The following is a 15,858-nucleotide window of genomic DNA, read 5'->3' on the forward strand; positions in this document are numbered from 1 at the left end:
ACAGAATAATCAGGTAATACAATAAATTATGCATAGAAAATACAGGTACTGAGGAGGAAATCGCAATGCTGAAATCCAGTTCCTACGGCTCGATGATGCCCATTTATCCACTATTGGCACAGCAGTGTGTTGATGACTATGATTTGAACAGCGGCATCTGTCTTGATGTTGGTACAGGCAAAGGTTTTGTGGGAGTAGAAATTGCTAAAATCACTCACATGAGCATCTACTTCATCGATATTGAGGCTGAGGCAGTGGATTCGGCCAAGGAAACGGTTGCAGAAGCCGATATCGACAATGAGGTATTTTTTGTACAGGCTGATGTCTGCAAGAAGCTGCCTTTTGACGATAAATTTGCTGATTTTATTGTCAGCCGTGGGTCGATCTGGTTCTGGGATGATATGGCAATGGGATTGGCTGAAATACACAGGGTGTTAAAAGTTGGCGGGACTGCATTTGTTGGCGGCGGGCTCGGCCGTTATGCACCCTGGACGATGAGGGAGCGTCTGTCTGGAGTACGCAAGAATACGCTGGAGAAGAAGGGGGGAAAAAGAATTTCCCTGGAGCAGATGAAAGAGCTGGCCATTGAGGCTGGGATACCCAGTTTTAGAGTTATAAGTGATGCGCCGGGAGACAAGGGCAGGTGGATTGAAATACATAAACATCTATAAAGCCTGGTGCTAAAATATCTTATGATTCCACTGCGGAAACCTGTTATTACATTTGTTATCCGTTGCGGATGGTGGTTCTACGTTAGGTTGCCCACTATGTGGCAGTACTGCGAACGAAAATTGATTTTTTTAAGTTGAATCATCTGATAAAAGGGCATTATCAAAATGGACAAAGGAGTGTAGCCAGTGGAGAGGATAATATTACACTGTCCCATGAATATAAGTCGGGCTTTCTCAAACATGATCCGGGAGTTCATCCAGAAGGAATATACCGGCTGTGACACGGAATTTGATATTTATGATGAGCCACACCGGCTGGGAAGTGAAGACACCCTATTGACAAGTGTGGAGAAGGGTATGCCTCCTGCTCTTTATATTGGTCATGCCACAGATTTTGGCCGTTTATCTGAGCAGGATGTCAGGAATAGTTTTGAGGAAATCCCCGGTTTACCTTTGGGCGAACAATTGCAAAGCCAGGGATTCAGGGATCAGCGCTGCCGCTTCCATCCCATCACCATAATCCCCTTTGGAGTAATTTACAATAAGAACCTGGTTGGGGAAAAGCGCCCGGTGAGCTGGCAGGATTTCCAAGACCCTATTTACTCCGGGAAGATCAGGATTCCTGACAGCGAGCGCACCATATCCCGTGTCCTGGTGGGGGCGATGAAGAAATACTATCCTGATACATATCAGAATTTTATTGACAATTGTGTTTTTCAGGGCAGCCCTATAGAGGTAGTTACCGCTGTTGACCAGGGTGATTATCACTATGGAATGGTCAACATCGCTTTCTCCAGAGTGTCACGGCATAAAAACACCGGTATTTTGTGGATCAAGGAAGGGGCGTTCTGCATGCCTCAGGTTATCGCCATCGGTAAGGGGAAGGGCGAATTGGTAGAAAAGATCGTGGATTATATACTTTCACCGGTAATACAAGACTTTTTTGCTATGCAGGGATTTATTCCGGCAGCAACCGGTGAAATTCCGGCATTATTGCAGAAGGATGACCTCCATCTCATCTGGATGGGTTGGGATGAGTTTTTAAGGATGACAGTTTAGCCAGCTATAGAGAGAAAGTAGGTGTTGTTTTTGCGTTTTGTCATTGTTTCCGGCCTTCCTTCATCCGGGAAGACAGCAGTAATGCTTCATACGATCAGGCATTTGCTGCAGGAGGGGCTTAAAGTGGCGGCCTGCAAAATGGATTGCTTGAATACTTCTGATGACCAGAGTTACCGTGCCCTTGGTATTCCGGTAGCAGTTGGCTTGAGCGAATACCTGTGTCCCGACCACTTTTTTGCCGTTAACCTGGAGGAGGTCTTCAACTGGGCGTGTAATCACAGTGCAGAGGTATTAATCCTGGAGACGGCGGGGCTTTGTCATCGCTGTGCCCCAGCGGTGGAGGGGTGCCTGTCTATTTGTGTGATCGATAATTTAAGCGGTATTGATACTCCGCAGAAGGTGGGACCGATGCTGAGCACTGCCGATATTGTGGTGATCAGCAAAGGGGATATTGTATCACAGGCGGAGCGGGAGGTTTTCCGTCAGCGAGTGGAAATGGTAAATCCGGAGGCCCTGATCTTTGCAATTAACGGGCTCAATGGACAGGGTACCTTGAAGCTGAAAAAGAGCATACTGGAATGCACACCCATCGATCAGATAGAAGGCAAAGAACTGCGCTGCTCCATGCCTGCAGCCATTTGTTCTTACTGTACCGGGGAAACCTTGATCGGCAGCAGTTATCAGATGGGTAATATTAAGAAGGTGGATTTTGGAAGGAATGAGCATGATTAATTCTGTTACAGTAGTGGGAGGAAAAGACAAAGATGGCGCAGCAGAAGCAGTTTCCATGCTGGAAATTAAGGCGGGAGAGATTCTTGCGGTTGTTGGGACTACCGGTTCAGGAAAGAGCATGCTTATTGCCGATATTGAGCAGTGGGCTGACGGTGAAACCCCATCACAGCGCCATATCCTGATCAACCAGGTGCCGGCTGCTGAGTTTGCCGAGGACAGGTTGTTACGGGGGATGGCGGCTGAAGTCTCACAGAACATGAATTTTGTTATGGATATGAGTGTCAGGGATTTCCTTTGTCTGCACGCCCGCAGCCGCAGTCTTGAACAGCCGGAAGAACTGGCAGAACAGGTAATCAACTATGCCAACCGGTTAAGTGGTGAAGCAATCAGCGGCAAGGATAAACTCACAGTGTTAAGCGGTGGGCAATCACGTGCCCTGATGGTGGCGGATGTAGCTTAATCAGTGATGCACCTGTGGTTTTGATCGATGAGATTGAAAACGCAGGTATTGACCGTTTGGCGGCACTGAAAGGGCTGACACTGCAGGATAAAATAGTGGTGCTGGTCACCCATGACCCCATGTTGGCCCTGCTGGCTGACAGGCGGGTTGTCATGAAAAACGGCGGCATGTTCAGACTTCATACCACTACACCGGAAGAACGGCTGCTCCTTCAAAAATTGGAGCAAATAAATAAAGAAATTACTTTTCTTCGAGATCAGCTCCGAAAGGGGTGTACTGTAAGCGAAGATTGTCTGCAGGGGTTGGAGGTGAAAGATTGGCAATTAAACAATGATTCCATAGCGGAAACTCTGCTTTAACATTTGTTAACAGCTGTGGATGGCGGTTATGCGTTAAGCTGCTAACCTAAGGTGGTACTTTATGCCGTGTGGAATCAACAATTGAATAACAATGCGATCTTCGATCCTGTTTCCCTAAAGTGATAGGCCATGGGAAGCAGGACGGTGGATTTAACATTAATCCTGAGGGTATGAGGGGAAACCTTGATCAACAAGGCTTCCCTCTTATGTTCAGTGATAATTATCGTCTTTGAGTAAAGGAAGCGCGTATTTGCTGTATGTCATTAGAGTTTGCCTCCGGTGCCGGTTGGTAGTATCCCTTTTGCTCTGCTACCTGGTAGAGCTTATACTGGAATTGCTCATCTGCATCCCGTGTCTGCTGGAGCACCTGCCTGAGCTGCTGGTTTGATGTTTGGGCGATGGCGTTGGCGTATCCGGTTAAACTGCTGTTGATCATAGATAAAACATCATTGACCATGTCTTTTTCTTGCATTCTATTCCCTCCCTTATTATTGTAAAAATGACAGGAATCTTTGCATTGTGTTTTCAGCATCCTGTGCCGACTTTTGAAACATCTGCTTGATCTGCGGATCTTGGCATTGCTGCGCATAAGTTTTTAGTTTCTGGGCGGCAGTTTCATGTGAACCGATGAAGTGTCTCAGGTTCTGCAGTTCCATTTGGTTTAATTGTGGCAATTATTTTTCCTCCTTCTTGTTTATTTGGTATTAGTTTATCAAGTATTCGCCAATTTATTCGCTTGAGACGCGGTGACGGTTCTCGCGTCTCACTCGCGTCGCGGGACGCGGTGACGGACGCGGTGACGGACGCGGTGACGGACGCGGTGACGGACGCGGGAACAATTCTTTTGTCACGCTTTATGTGGCAAGGGGACAGTCTCCTTCTGTCATATAATTGTCCGTACTATGTTGGATTTCAGAGGATAAAGATCTCCACAAAAAGTTTCTGTTTTTTAATGTCCATAAGTTCTAATGTCTTACTGAGTTCGCTTAATGTTACATAGGCTGGGGTGGTGTACGCCCCAAAATAGAATTTCCCCGGACCCGCCTTCCGGAAGGGGTATCCCAATCTTAGCAGGAAGTTTAACATCCTTTCTTCAACAATAACAAAAGCGGTTGTTATACCCTCGTATAAACACCAGTTGAGTATCGATTTTAATAATCCTATAGTAACAGTTAAACCCCTCGTTTCTTTAGCAACGATCAACCGGGAGAGTTCGACATACCGCTCCACATCATCTGGGGTGGCAATATCCTCAAAGTTATTAAATACAGGTAGGCCTAATTCAGATGGAAAGATCGCTCGCGCAGTTCCAACGATCTTACTTGTATCGTTCGCGGCAAGAAAATGGACCGAATGTTGATCGTATTCGTCTGTTTCTTTTCCATCGGGGTATTCTTCAGGGTTAAGCCATTTTTTTTCCAGGCAGAAAACCCTGTACCGCAGACTAAAAACATCTTCCTTTTCCTTTATAGTTTTGACAACACGGTATTCCATTATTTTTCCCCCACTGGCATTGGTTGCCATAAAAAATCTAGTGTAATCTATTCTATTCGCCCAATACTCAGTGGTGATGAAAGAAAAAAAATTGGCACCATATGCCAAACAATATCATACTTTACATTAACCACCATGTACTGCCAATCAACGCGCTCATTGATGGCAAGTTGGGATTAACCAGATAGACGCCAACGCCGCCATGGTGGCACCATCAAAGAATGAAAATAGAACCGAAGTCGAAGGTTGAGGAACTAGCAGAAGGCAGATTTTTCACAACTTCTGACTTCCCGACATCTGGCTTCCGACTTCTATTTTCATGGTTGGGATAAAGGGGGTAATACAGTTGCCAGAATTAATATTCGCAAAGATAAAACCTGTATTAGAGAAGCAGTTTATTTTTGAGGGGGAGTTGACATTAAAAACGCGTTTTCTTGAGGATCTTGGGGCAGATTCTTTGGATATTGTCCAGTTATTGAGTGATTTAGAGGATATGTTTGAAATAAAAATGCCTCCGGAAGATCTCGTAAATATACAGACTGTAGGGGATATTGTGGATTATATAGCAAGACATACTAGTCCAGTCTGATAAGGAAAAGGAGGTTAGTGATTATGTCTGTTTCTGAATTGTTACGTAATACAGCCAGGCGTTTTCCCGATAAAACAGCTATCCATTTTGATAATCACCTTGTAACATACAAAAGTCTAGACCAATGCGTTGACAATTTGGCCAGGGGGCTGCTCAACCTGGGTCTTAAGCGGCAGGAGATGGTTGGTCTACTTCTGGGCAACTGTTCGGATTTTGTCTACTCTTACTTTGCCATTATCAGGGCGGGAGGGGTGGTTGTTCCTATGAATCCTCTCTATAAGGATGAAGAGGTTAAATACCTTTTAAACCAAGCTGAAGTTGTTTTTCTGATTACCGGGCAATCCTTCCTGCCGATGATCAAAAGGATCTGGCATGATATTCCCACACTGCAAAGGGTGCTTGTCACCGGGGGCGAAACCGGTGATCGAATTGTATCGTACAGGGAGCTTCTTAATATGCCTGCTGAACCTGTAGAGATAGCCATCAAGCCGAATGATATCGCTGCCTGTCTGTTCACATCCGGTACCACCGGCAAGCCGAAAGGAGCTCTGCTGTCACACAGCAATCTGGTCTTTGATGTCCAGGCCAGCACGGAGCGCATCCAGATGGATTCTCGGGATCAACACCTCTGTGTTTTGCCACTTTTTCACTCCTTTGCCTTGATGGCTACGTTGTTGTGTCCTCTTTATACCGGGGGAAGCATTGTTGTTTTGCCTCAGTTCCACCCAGATCTTGTTCTTCGAGAAATTACTTCAAAAAAAATCACCTTTTTTTTGCGGTATACCTACCATGTTTGCTTTTCTTTTGTCAGTTCTAGAGAAGCCGAATGATTATGACCTTCAATCTCTGCGCCTTTGTATAGCCGGTGGAGCACCCACACCGGTAGAACTTATGCAGGTCTTTGAGGAGAAATACAAGATCATTATCCTTGAAGGGGATGGGCCAACAGAAACCTCTCCTGTTGCCTATGTAAATCCTCCGGAACTGCGTAAACTGGGGTCTGTGGGGCCACCCCTGAATGGTGTGTGGGTTAAAATTGTTGATGATGCTGATAGAGAACTTACCGCAGGTGAAATTGGAGAGATCTGCATCAAGGGGCCCAATGTAATGCAGGGCTACCTTAAGCGGCCGGAGGCAACAGCTGAAGCCATAAAGGATGGGTGGTTCTATACAGGTGACATGGGTAAAGTGGATGAGGACGGATATGTCTACATCCTGGACCGCAAAAAGGACATGATTATTGTTGGCGGCCTCAACGTTTATCCCAGGGAGATCGAAGACTGCCTTTTAAGGCATCCTAGAGTTGCTGAAGCTGCTGTCATTGGGATACCTGAAGAACTGCGGGGAGAGGTACCATTGGCCCTAGTTGTATTAAAGGCCGGTGCCACAACAACAGCAGAGGAACTCATTCTTTACTGCCGCAGGACGCTGGCAAACTTCAAATGTCCACGGCAGGTGATCTTTGTTGACAGCCTGCCGAAAACAGCTACCGGAAAAATCGACAAAAAACAGCTCAGAAAGCAGTATAATGTTATTAATCAAGGATCATGATGACTTTGGGGGCTTTCAAGCGTTTACCTGGCTTGGAGATAACTGATCCCCGGGAGTTCCAGGCGGTGCCCGGCAAGGAGGTCAAGGCTGTTCTGGATGATAGATGCATCCTCATCGGCAGCCGCAGGTATTTACAGGAGCAGGGGGTAGAGCTGGAACCGCTGCTGCCAGCACTGATATTGCTTTTTTCTAACTGGCTGAACTATTATGTGTACCAGGAAACACCTTATGATTTAAATGAAATCGGATAAGCCTTTAATGTAAACGCTCTCAGGGCTGATCTCCTTACCCTTTCCAGCCATAAAATATACGGCCCAAAGGGATTCGGTGCTCTCTATAAAAGAAAAGGGGTGCGGCTGCAGCCGGTGGTGAACGATAGGCGCATGGGAGAGAAAACTGAAATGAGTGAGGAGTTTATCTATCTAGATAATGCCGCAATAACATGGCTAAAACCAGAGCAGGTTTACATAGCTGTGGATAAAACGATGACAGCTTGGGGTAGATGTTATCGCTGCTCCGGGGCATAAAGGATTGATTGGCCCCATGGGGGTAGGTGTTCTTGTTCTTGGCCAGGACATTTCGGTACAACCTTAAGGCTCTATTGTGATCCCGTGGGACCTCAGACAGGTGTGGTATCTTTTACACTGGAATCAATGGATGGTACTTTGGTGGGAACGATTCTGGATCAGGCATTCAATATTGGAGTTTGCACAGGGCTGCATTGTGCTCCCGCTGCACATAAAACCATCGGTACATTCCCGGCAGGCACTGTGAGAGTTAGTTTTGGATATTATAACAGGTACAATCATGTAGAACGACTCATTTGTAGTCTACGCGATCTTGCAGGATGATGATGGCAGTGGGACGTTTTGTTTGTCACCTTTCCCAAAAAGACAAGCGGCACTGACTGTCCCCAACCCCGACTGTAAGCCTGTCACCTGTTCCTTATTACAAGGACGGCCATTCTGTTATACTGCTCTCCGCGGTTTGGTTTTGTAGAAAATAAACATCATAATAGCAGCGATGAAGGCCATAATCGCTCCAAAGTAAAAGGCAGCCATGGAACTGACATTATCATATAAAACCCCAGCTATCAGACTTGCGGGTAGAAGAGTTATCCCGAGAATGGCGTTATATAGACCAAGAGCGGTTCCTTTTCTGTCTTTATCAACAAGATCTGATACCAATGCCTTCTGGACTCCATCGGTTGCTGCACTGTAAACACCGTATAAGGCAAAGAGAACAAGTATCATCCCTTTACCCTGTGTCGTACCAAACCCGAAATAAACCAAACTATACAGTAAGAATCCGAAGATGATCAATTTTTCTCTGCCTATTCGATCCGAAAGTGAGCCCATGGGTACAGACAAAAACACAGCAACAGAGTTGAGAATCATATAAACAAGTGGAATCATGGCCACCTTGATTCCCACTTCTTCCGCTTTGACAAGGAGCAGGGCGTCTGTGGAGTTGCCCAGGGTGAAGATGACAGCGATAAGTAAAAACAAGTAATATCTTTTAGAGAAGTCCTTCAGCCGGATTTTCCCTGGCAGGTCTTCTTTGCGCTTTTTTGCTTCCTTAATAAACAGCAAAACTGTAATCACACCAAGTACAGCAGGGATTGTGGCAATTAAAAAAATCCTGCGGTAATTGCCTGGGAAAGTCAACAGCAGCCAGAATGCCAGGAGGGGGCCCAGAATCGCCCCGGCGTTATCCATCGCTTTGTGAAAGCCAAAACCTTTCCCCCGCTCCTTTTCTCCGGCGGAACCCGCGATCAAACTGTCTCTGGGAGCGGTTCTGACGCCTTTGCCGGTTCTTTCAATAAATCTCAAGAACAGAACCTGTAAGGGGGAGACAACCAGGGCATAAAGAGGGGTGATTACGGCTGTAACCGCATAACCGAAAACCATGAAAGGCTTATTTTTGCCGATTTTGTCGCTCCACCAGCCGGAAATGGCTTTGAGCAGAGCGGATGTGCTCTCTGCGATTCCTTCGATCAGGGAAAGCTCAGTTTTAGATGCCCCGATAGACATAAGAAATAAAGGCATGACAGAGTAGATCATTTTTACCGAGGTATCAGTCAAAAAACTCGTTATCCCTGTAAAAAAGATATTTCGCTCCAGGCCAAGAACCTTTCTCTCTTTTTGTTCCGGCATTAGCTCCGGTGTTTGTTTTTCCATTATCTCACCTTATTTGATACATGCTGTTCATATATTTTTTGAGCGAATTCTTGGAGTTCACTTTTGCATTTTTCAATTTCTTTTGCTGCTGTTTTCCCTACATGAGAATTAAAGCAGTCTCTTTTTTTGATCTTTTTGAACCATCCTGTCAGTTTGTTGAATTCTTCTTCATTCTCTTCCAGTTCAGAAAAAGTGAAATTCTTTTTTTCTGTTTCTGTTCGTATTTCTTCGTGAAAACTTTGACAGTAGCTGAGCAGTTCTGTGTATTCCTGTTCCCTTTCCTGGTTGAATTTAGCGATAATATCTTCTTTTCCGTAGACAAACTCCCCCACAACAATAGAGACACTTCCTCCATCACTTTCTATAGTCTCTGCTATTTGTGCGATCTCCTGGTCAACTCCAGGATACCGGGGAAGCATCCAGAGGGACTGCTGGACATTGAGCGCTCCAAGCTTTTTCATGGCCCTCCATGCCGCCACCCGGATTCTCGACGGCTCTGAAGGGAGGCTGTAGAGAATGAATAAATATCTATCTGCCATGGCCATCTCCGTATCTGTAATGCGCGTTACATTGATTCTATGCTTAGAAGTAGAATTTGTCAATGAGACGCGGGGACGGTTCTCGCGTCTCATTGAGACAGGGGTACGGTTCTCGCGTCTTATCGCGTCTCATAAATATTTTAAATTATCATAAAAACATCCTTTTCCATAGAACATATAATCTACTATGTTTTCCATGTTTTATTGTGCTATAATCAATACAAACAATACAAAAAAATACCTGAGGTGACTTATATGCCCAGGCAAAGCAGAAGGCTAAGCAAAAGCAAAATTTATCATGTGATGGAACGAGGTAATGAAAAAAAAAGCAAATATTTTTAGATGACGAAGACAAACAACGCTTTATGACGATACTTTCATTAAAAAACGAAAATAATGGCTACTCTGTTTATGCTTATTGTCTAATGGATAATCATGTGCACTTAGTTATTGATGAGAGACAAGATAGTGTTTCTAGGATAATGAAAAGTATAAACATATCCTATGCTGGTTACTTCAACCGAAAATACTCGAGGGTAGGCCACCTTTTTCAGGATAGGTTTAAGAGTGAGCCAGTAGAGGATGATAGATATCTCCTGGCAGTGATCAGATATATTCATCAAAATCCCGTAAAAGCAGGAATAGTAAAGCATGCAAAGAATTATAAATGGAGTAGTTATTGTGAGTATTTGGGTGAAAATGACGAGCAGGGCAAGATAATAGACCGTAAATATATACTTGAAATGTTTCACAGTGATGAAGAAAAGGCAGTAAAATTGTTTGCGGAGTTTATGGGAAAACAGGACAAAAACCAGTTTCTTGATATTGAGGAAGAGGAAATAAACCACAGTGAGGCATTGAAAATAATTCATGACATTCTGAAAGAATATCAATTGACACCTGAAAATCTAAAAGATTACAATGATATTATGATAAGGAATAAAATTGTATGCGAAATAAGGGAAAGAACAAAATTGTCACAAAGGAAGATGGCCAAAGTCTTAAATATGGATAAAAGCGCAATCAATAGGATAGTCAGATAAAGAGGAGACGTGAGAACCGTCCCCGCGCCTCCGGGTCCCACCGCAAGGATGGCTACTGATGTTTGCTAAACCTTGTCCAGCGGGGTCCAGCGGGATTCCCACCCACTATGTGTAGCGGCCTATCTTGGTTGCCCCTGTCCACGCGTCTTATCAATGTGCGATCAATAGGATAGTTAAATAGTGGTGACCCGAGAATCATCCCCGAGTCCCAGTCCCAGTCCCGGTCCCCGTGTTTCGCTGGTGTTATGAGACGCGAGTGAGACGCGAGAACCGTCCCCTTGTCTCAGATGAGTGAGACGCGAGAACCGTCCCCGCGTCTCGCCCCAGATGTTATTTTATAAGGAGAAACAGATGATTGTACTACACCTGAGTTTTTTTGCCGGAAGCTGTTATTTGTGGGGGGAGACGCCTGCGGAGCGTATCCCTAAACGCCGGGGGCGACCCCCTAAAAACCCCAAACCGATGCTGTCACCTTTTAATGTTTCCCGGGTGAAACTGGGAGATGCTCTGGCCGTGGCCGGAATAAAAGTAAAACGCGGGCAAAAGGCAGGGCCGGCCATGATTGCCTGGATGCCCTCTCTGAAAGATCAGCCGGTGGGATCCAGCCTGCTTGTGTCGGAACCGCCTCCAGCTGCTCAGGAACCGGAGATCCGGCCCTGGGAGGTGACACCCATAACCTTGCTGCCAGATGAGGTGATTGCTCTGCTTACAGCTTGTGCGGGGCACAGGAATCTGGTACCTGGAGTGGTGATCGGGGGAGATGTTTCATTTTGGGTAATGGCCTTGCGCTTTGCCGGTTCCCTGGCTGCCGCCGGCCGCTTCCTGCCGGGAGTTAAGCAGAAGAACGGCGCCTTTGTTGCTTTCTGGGAGCCGGTGTTCTTGGGAGAAGATATGGAGAATCTGGTTGCTCTGGCGGATAGGATGCCGGCAGCCTGTTATTGCCTGACCCCGGATGCTGTGCCTCCAGATGCCCATGCACCAACTGTTTTGCGCAGTTTTACCGCTATGCTGATCGATGCCCTGGTGCGTCAGGAAGCTGCACTGCAACAGGGCAAACCGAAAAAAAAGCGGGGTAAAGCAGCGGGTAATACCAGTATTCATGAGCGGTGGCTGGCTGCTCTGAGAGCACCTTCGGGACAGCTTGAGGGAGACACAGCGGAACTGGTAAAGCTGACATCCCAGGTAAAGGAATGGCGCCGTAAGGTCTATACCCTTTCAGCAGCACCCTACCGCTTTTGTTTTCGCCTGGAGGAACCGGGAATAGAGGAGTCAGGAACTGAATCTGCAGTGGAGAAAAGAGCGGAACAGCCAGGTGCAGGGAAGGGAACAGAAGGGCCGGTAATTGGGAAGTCAGGAGAAAAGCAGCTGAATGCTGAGAAACCAGTTGTGGAGAAATCAGCTGCAAAGAAACAGAAGGAGTCTCCTAAAAAGAAGAAAGCAGACCGTAGGGAAGAAACCTGGATGGTGCGCTATTTCCTGCAGCTCAGGGATGACCCCAGTTTGTTGATTCCTGCTGCAGATGCCTGGGATGGCAGGGTGAAGTTAAAGTTCAAAGGGGGAAAACGGGGTCTGCTGCGGGAGTTCATGCTGACCGCCCTGGGCCAGGCCGCTTGTTTCTCCCCTCAGGTGGAGGAAAGTATTAAATCGGGTGTCCCTGCAGGTTTTACACTGGACAGCAGCGGGGCATTTGAGTTTCTGCATAACCAGGCTCCTCTGCTGCGCCAGGCAGGCTTCGGTGTGATGCTTCCTTCCTGGTGGACAAAGAAAGGCAGTAAGGCGAGGCTGTCGATAAGAGGCAAGGTATCTTCCCCTCCCTTTCAATCAGGTGGCGGTTTGGATATGAACCAGGTGGTTTCCTTCGACTGGGAAGTCGCCCTGGGGGATGAGGTGCTCTCACCACAGGAATTGGATGCCCTGGCCCGGCTCAAGTCACCCCTTGTAAAACTGCGCGGACAGTGGGTAGAGGTGGATGCCGGAGAGATCAAGACGGCCCTGGACTTCTGGATGAAAAAGGCGAGCCAGCAGATGACTGCCCGCGATATCGTGAAGCTTTCCCTTGGGGCAGTACATCAACCGGAGAATCTCACTTTGGAAAGCCTTGATGCCTCCGGCTGGATGGGTGATTTGCTGGAGCGACTGGAAGGAGAAAAATCCTGTACAGATGTGCCCCCTCCACAAGGATTTCAGGGGGAGCTGCGCCCCTACCAGACCCGGGGTTATGCCTGGCTCAATTTCCTGAGCGAAATAGGGTTCGGTGCCTGTCTGGCCGATGATATGGGCCTGGGTAAAACAATCCAGTCTTTGGCTTTGCTCCAGCACCGCTATGAACAGGGTGAACGAGGCCCTGTTTTGTTGATCTGCCCGACATCTGTGATTGCCAACTGGGAAAAGGAGGCTGCCCGATTTACACCTGAACTGCCTGTGCTTATACACCACGGACCCTCAAGAAAGAAGGATAAAGCATTTAAGAAGGACGCTGCTGAACACGCAGTGGTGATTTCCAGCTATGCCCTGCTGGGCAGGGAAGGGGATCTTTTCCAGAAGGTGCATTGGGATGGTGTTATTCTTGATGAGGCCCAAAACATTAAAAATCCGCAGACTCAACAGGCCAGAGCTGCGCGGTCACTGGAAGCGGATTACCGTCTTGCCCTCACAGGCACCCCGGTGGAGAATAATGTGGGAGATCTATGGTCACTGATGGAGTACCTAAACCCGGGTTTTCTGGGCAATCAGGCAGAATTCAAGCGTTTTTTCCTGGTTCCTATACAGGTGCACCGGAATCGGGAGGCCGCTGATGCCCTGAAGCACCTGACACGTCCCTTTATTCTGAGGCGACTCAAAACCGACCGGAGCATCATCGATGATCTGCCGGATAAGATGGAAATGAAGGTTTTTTGCCCACTGACACAGGAACAAGCATCCCTTTATGCCGCAGTGATCAAGGAAATTGAAGCAGCTTTAGAAGAGAGCGAGGGGATCGAAAGGAAGGGTTTGATTCTCTCTGCCCTCACCAAATTCAAACAGGTATGCAATCACCCTGCCCAGTTTCTGAAAGACAATTCGGCACTTGCCGGCCGGTCCGGAAAACTGATTCGCCTTACAGAAATGTCTGAGGAAATACTGGCTGCAGGGGAAAGGGCATTGATCTTCACCCAGTTTGCGGAAATGGGGAAGCTGCTGCAGAGATATTTAATGGAAACCTTCGGTTATCCTGTATTATATCTGCACGGTGGTGTGTCAAAAAAAGAACGCGACCAGATGGTGGATATCTTTCAGGGTGAAGGTGGCCCCCCATTTTTTATTTTAACGATCAAAGCGGGGGGTACCGGACTGAATCTCACAAGGGCAAACCATGTGTTTCACTTTGACCGCTGGTGGAACCCGGCTGTGGAAAACCAGGCCACAGACCGCGCCTTTAGGATTGGCCAACAAAAGAATGTGCAGGTTTACAAGTTTCTCTGCCGGGGGACCATCGAGGAAAGGATCGACGAGATGATTGAGCGCAAGGTCCAGCTTGCAGAAGATATCGTGGGGAGTGGGGAGTCCTGGTTGACAGAGCTCTCCACTGAGGAGTTCAAGGACCTGATGGCCCTGCGGGAAGAGGCTATCGGTGAATGGTAAATCTCATTGCTGCGTTATGCTGCGTTATGCCGCTTTATGGCAATATCATCAGAGGAAGAAAACAGTAGCCGAAGGTGGGAATATCGCTGTGTCAGTGCTCAGCAGCTCCTGGAAACATCCGGCATCAGACTTGCGGCTTCAGGCATTCGATAGCTATATTTTCATATAGAACTTCAGTGAAAATTCCAAATCATCCTTGAAGAAATAAAGCGTTGATGCTTTTGCGATTTTTTTCAAGGGGTATTAAAGCCTGTTTTTAATGTATTTTTCGCTGTAGTAGTAAGGGAGAGAATGAAAAATGCTCTACGATGATTTTAATGTTTATCCGAAGTCACGGCCGCGTGCTGCGAAGGGCGGGATTAAGGCCAGGTCCAAAAGAGGAGCATTTGTCGAGAATTGGTGGAGCAAAAGGTGGATAGCTGTCTTAGAAAGCTTCAACCTGGGTGCGCGTCTCACCCGAGGCCGCCGCTATGCGCGGCAGGGACAGGTTTTGTCCATTGAAGTAGACTGCGGAAAGGTGACAGCTAGTGTACAGGGTTCCCGCTCCAGACCCTATCAGGTTGAGATCATACTAAAACCGTTTTCCAAGACCGAGTGGAAAAAGGTGGTCAGCTGTCTGGCGTCACAGCCGGTTTTTATGGCCAGTCTGTTGGCAGGGGAGATGCCGGATGACATTGAGGACATTTTTGAGGATGCAGGGCTTTCCTTGTTTCCAGAGGAGATGATCGACCTGGAGACAGACTGCTCCTGTCCCGACTGGTCAAATCCCTGCAAGCATATAGCTGCTGTGTACTACCTGCTGGGGGAGGAGTTTGACCGGAATCCTTTCCTGATCTTCAAACTGAGAGGCCTGGATCGGGATGAACTGATGACAATGCTTGATGGTGCAGCATCTCCTGAGGATTTCTTGGAGGATGAATGGGAGATGAGCATGGCAGCAGGGTGTGCAGGAGAATTGGTTCTCCCGGCGGATCCCAAAGTATTTTGGGAAGGCAGCCAGCTGTCAGAAGATATTTTAAAACCGGATATTGCTTCAGAGGCGTTTTCAGCCCTGCTCAAGCAGCTGGGTGAGTTTCCTTTCTGGCAGGGAGAGGAATCACTGCTTGCGATGCTGGAACCTGTATATGAGGGTGTTTCCAAAACAGGCGTGAAGTTGTACACTGGAGAAGAGGGTGAAGAATAATTAGCAGTAAATAAATCATACAGGGGGATTTAAATGATATACAGAAGGCTCGGGAAAACGGATTTGCAAGTATCTGTAGTAGGTTTTGGCGGTATCCCTATCCAGCGGATTGATGCATCCAGTACAGAAAAGGTTGTTAACCGTGCCATAGAACTGGGCATCAACTTCTTTGATACCGCCAGAGGTTACACTGATAGTGAAGAAAAACTACGGTGCAGCAACTGAAAAAACACAGAGATAAGGTGATCATCGCCACCAAATCCAATGGCCCGGGATAAAAAAGGGAATGGCTGAGGATATAGACAAAAAGCCTGATGCCCTGGGTGTGGAATTATCTTGACCTTTACCAACTGCATAATGTCAAAGACAAGGGTGCC

19 protein-coding genes and 2 pseudogenes are annotated in these 15,858 nt (G+C 47.1%); 16 read left to right on the top strand and 5 right to left on the bottom strand.

Features of this window, described 5'->3' with window-relative positions; all coding sequences use genetic code 11:
* The first annotated feature begins 65 nt into the window (after nucleotides 1-65).
* The 5 genes from SSCH_RS01320 (at nucleotide 66) to SSCH_RS18630 (ending at nucleotide 3,281) form a co-directional block, all read left to right on the top strand.
* A complete protein-coding gene (locus SSCH_RS01320; RefSeq protein WP_044663898.1) occupies nucleotides 66-671 on the top strand; it encodes a class I SAM-dependent methyltransferase in 606 nt (201 codons plus the stop codon).
* A gap of 213 nt (nucleotides 672-884) precedes the next feature.
* Nucleotides 885-1,730 carry an ABC transporter substrate-binding protein gene (locus SSCH_RS01325; protein WP_044663899.1) on the top strand — a complete coding sequence of 282 codons (846 nt, stop codon included), beginning with the start codon at nucleotides 885-887 and terminating at the stop codon, nucleotides 1,728-1,730.
* Between the two features lie 30 nt (nucleotides 1,731-1,760).
* Nucleotides 1,761-2,462 (top strand): GTP-binding protein, encoded by a 702-nt coding sequence (locus SSCH_RS01330; RefSeq protein ID WP_084710834.1) that lies wholly within the window; start codon nucleotides 1,761-1,763, stop codon nucleotides 2,460-2,462.
* On the top strand, nucleotides 2,449-2,922 hold the full coding sequence (locus SSCH_RS18625) for an ATP-binding cassette domain-containing protein (protein WP_198142062.1): 474 nt from the start codon (nucleotides 2,449-2,451) through the stop codon (nucleotides 2,920-2,922). Before SSCH_RS01330 ends, SSCH_RS18625 begins: the two co-directional genes overlap by 14 nt.
* Nucleotides 2,923-2,942: 20 nt before the next feature.
* Complete coding sequence (locus tag SSCH_RS18630; RefSeq protein ID WP_198142063.1) at nucleotides 2,943-3,281, top strand: hypothetical protein; 339 nt, start codon at nucleotides 2,943-2,945, stop codon at nucleotides 3,279-3,281.
* Nucleotides 3,282-3,501: 220 nt separating this feature from the next.
* Here the strand turns inward: SSCH_RS18630 and SSCH_RS01340 are convergent, their stop codons facing one another.
* From SSCH_RS01340 to SSCH_RS01350, 3 genes are all read right to left on the bottom strand, one after another.
* Nucleotides 3,502-3,753 (bottom strand): spore coat protein, encoded by a 252-nt coding sequence (locus SSCH_RS01340; protein WP_044663900.1) that lies wholly within the window; start codon nucleotides 3,751-3,753, stop codon nucleotides 3,502-3,504.
* A gap of 16 nt (nucleotides 3,754-3,769) precedes the next feature.
* Nucleotides 3,770-3,955 carry a hypothetical protein gene (locus SSCH_RS01345; protein WP_044663901.1) on the bottom strand — a complete coding sequence of 62 codons (186 nt, stop codon included), beginning with the start codon at nucleotides 3,953-3,955 and terminating at the stop codon, nucleotides 3,770-3,772.
* 238 nt (nucleotides 3,956-4,193) lie between these two features.
* Nucleotides 4,194-4,775 (bottom strand): acyl-homoserine-lactone synthase, encoded by a 582-nt coding sequence (locus SSCH_RS01350; RefSeq protein WP_044663902.1) that lies wholly within the window; start codon nucleotides 4,773-4,775, stop codon nucleotides 4,194-4,196.
* A gap of 346 nt (nucleotides 4,776-5,121) precedes the next feature.
* Between SSCH_RS01350 and SSCH_RS01355 the strand changes: the two genes are divergently transcribed.
* The 7 genes and pseudogenes from SSCH_RS01355 to SSCH_RS21560 form a co-directional block, all read left to right on the top strand.
* Nucleotides 5,122-5,364 (top strand): acyl carrier protein, encoded by a 243-nt coding sequence (locus tag SSCH_RS01355; RefSeq protein ID WP_269746086.1) that lies wholly within the window; start codon nucleotides 5,122-5,124, stop codon nucleotides 5,362-5,364.
* Between the two features lie 23 nt (nucleotides 5,365-5,387).
* Nucleotides 5,388-6,194: an AMP-binding protein gene (locus tag SSCH_RS18635; protein ID WP_198142064.1), complete on the top strand. Its 807-nt coding sequence runs from the start codon at nucleotides 5,388-5,390 to the stop codon at nucleotides 6,192-6,194.
* Complete coding sequence (locus SSCH_RS20645; protein WP_408645677.1) at nucleotides 6,169-6,915, top strand: class I adenylate-forming enzyme family protein; 747 nt, start codon at nucleotides 6,169-6,171, stop codon at nucleotides 6,913-6,915. Before SSCH_RS18635 ends, SSCH_RS20645 begins: the two co-directional genes overlap by 26 nt.
* Nucleotides 6,912-7,166, top strand: coding sequence for a homoserine O-succinyltransferase (locus tag SSCH_RS18645; RefSeq protein ID WP_198142066.1), 255 nt, complete (start codon nucleotides 6,912-6,914; stop codon nucleotides 7,164-7,166). The genes SSCH_RS20645 and SSCH_RS18645 overlap by 4 nt, the downstream gene beginning before the upstream one ends.
* A gap of 15 nt (nucleotides 7,167-7,181) precedes the next feature.
* Nucleotides 7,182-7,442: pseudogene (locus SSCH_RS17955) on the top strand (aminotransferase class V-fold PLP-dependent enzyme); the annotation flags it as partial.
* A gap of 4 nt (nucleotides 7,443-7,446) precedes the next feature.
* Complete coding sequence (locus SSCH_RS21555; RefSeq protein ID WP_408645678.1) at nucleotides 7,447-7,509, top strand: hypothetical protein; 63 nt, start codon at nucleotides 7,447-7,449, stop codon at nucleotides 7,507-7,509.
* Between the two features lie 14 nt (nucleotides 7,510-7,523).
* A pseudogene (locus tag SSCH_RS21560) lies at nucleotides 7,524-7,766 on the top strand (aminotransferase class V-fold PLP-dependent enzyme); the annotation flags it as partial.
* A gap of 117 nt (nucleotides 7,767-7,883) precedes the next feature.
* Here SSCH_RS21560 and SSCH_RS20650 read toward each other — a convergent pair.
* Together SSCH_RS20650 and SSCH_RS01375 are read right to left on the bottom strand one after the other, a co-directional pair.
* Nucleotides 7,884-9,095, bottom strand: a complete 1,212-nt coding sequence (locus tag SSCH_RS20650) for an MFS transporter (protein ID WP_198142068.1) — start codon at nucleotides 9,093-9,095, stop codon at nucleotides 7,884-7,886.
* On the bottom strand, nucleotides 9,095-9,727 hold the full coding sequence (locus SSCH_RS01375; RefSeq protein WP_156972018.1) for a Chromate resistance protein ChrB: 633 nt from the start codon (nucleotides 9,725-9,727) through the stop codon (nucleotides 9,095-9,097). The genes SSCH_RS20650 and SSCH_RS01375 overlap by 1 nt, the downstream gene beginning before the upstream one ends.
* 239 nt (nucleotides 9,728-9,966) lie before the next feature.
* Between SSCH_RS01375 and SSCH_RS01380 the strand changes: the two genes are divergently transcribed.
* The 4 genes from SSCH_RS01380 to SSCH_RS01395 all read left to right on the top strand — a co-directional run bounded on the left by SSCH_RS01380 (nucleotide 9,967) and on the right by SSCH_RS01395 (nucleotide 15,706).
* Entirely contained in the window at nucleotides 9,967-10,677 is a 711-nt protein-coding gene (locus SSCH_RS01380) for a transposase (RefSeq protein WP_269746088.1), read from the top strand.
* A 351-nt stretch (nucleotides 10,678-11,028) separates the two neighbouring features.
* Entirely contained in the window at nucleotides 11,029-14,298 is a 3,270-nt protein-coding gene (locus SSCH_RS01385; protein ID WP_044663906.1) for a DEAD/DEAH box helicase, read from the top strand.
* A 298-nt stretch (nucleotides 14,299-14,596) separates the two neighbouring features.
* Nucleotides 14,597-15,481: an SWIM zinc finger family protein gene (locus SSCH_RS01390; RefSeq protein ID WP_044663907.1), complete on the top strand. Its 885-nt coding sequence runs from the start codon at nucleotides 14,597-14,599 to the stop codon at nucleotides 15,479-15,481.
* A gap of 33 nt (nucleotides 15,482-15,514) precedes the next feature.
* The gene (locus tag SSCH_RS01395; RefSeq protein ID WP_044663908.1) at nucleotides 15,515-15,706 is read left to right on the top strand and encodes an aldo/keto reductase; all 192 of its coding nucleotides are present in this window, start codon (nucleotides 15,515-15,517) and stop codon (nucleotides 15,704-15,706) included.
* Nucleotides 15,707-15,858: the final 152 nt, after the last annotated feature.

Source organism: Syntrophaceticus schinkii (genome assembly GCF_000946815.1).
Taxonomy (GTDB): domain Bacteria; phylum Bacillota; class DSM-12270; order Thermacetogeniales; family Thermacetogeniaceae; genus Syntrophaceticus; species Syntrophaceticus schinkii.

Coding starts and splice junctions, on each gene's coding strand:
- SSCH_RS18625 (WP_198142062.1), top strand. CDS start 2,449: ATGAGCATGATTAATTCTGTTACAGTAGTGGGAGGAAAAGACAAAGAT.
- SSCH_RS01350 (WP_044663902.1), bottom strand. CDS start 4,775: ATGGAATACCGTGTTGTCAAAACTATAAAGGAAAAGGAAGATGTTTTT.
- SSCH_RS01390 (WP_044663907.1), top strand. CDS start 14,597: ATGCTCTACGATGATTTTAATGTTTATCCGAAGTCACGGCCGCGTGCT.
- SSCH_RS01375 (WP_156972018.1), bottom strand. CDS start 9,727: ATGAGACGCGAGAACCGTCCCCGCGTCTCATTGACAAATTCTACTTCT.
- SSCH_RS01385 (WP_044663906.1), top strand. CDS start 11,029: ATGATTGTACTACACCTGAGTTTTTTTGCCGGAAGCTGTTATTTGTGG.
- SSCH_RS01340 (WP_044663900.1), bottom strand. CDS start 3,753: ATGCAAGAAAAAGACATGGTCAATGATGTTTTATCTATGATCAACAGC.
- SSCH_RS01325 (WP_044663899.1), top strand. CDS start 885: ATGAATATAAGTCGGGCTTTCTCAAACATGATCCGGGAGTTCATCCAG.
- SSCH_RS18645 (WP_198142066.1), top strand. CDS start 6,912: ATGATGACTTTGGGGGCTTTCAAGCGTTTACCTGGCTTGGAGATAACT.
- SSCH_RS01320 (WP_044663898.1), top strand. CDS start 66: ATGCTGAAATCCAGTTCCTACGGCTCGATGATGCCCATTTATCCACTA.
- SSCH_RS01395 (WP_044663908.1), top strand. CDS start 15,515: ATGATATACAGAAGGCTCGGGAAAACGGATTTGCAAGTATCTGTAGTA.
- SSCH_RS20650 (WP_198142068.1), bottom strand. CDS start 9,095: ATGGAAAAACAAACACCGGAGCTAATGCCGGAACAAAAAGAGAGAAAG.
- SSCH_RS18635 (WP_198142064.1), top strand. CDS start 5,388: ATGTCTGTTTCTGAATTGTTACGTAATACAGCCAGGCGTTTTCCCGAT.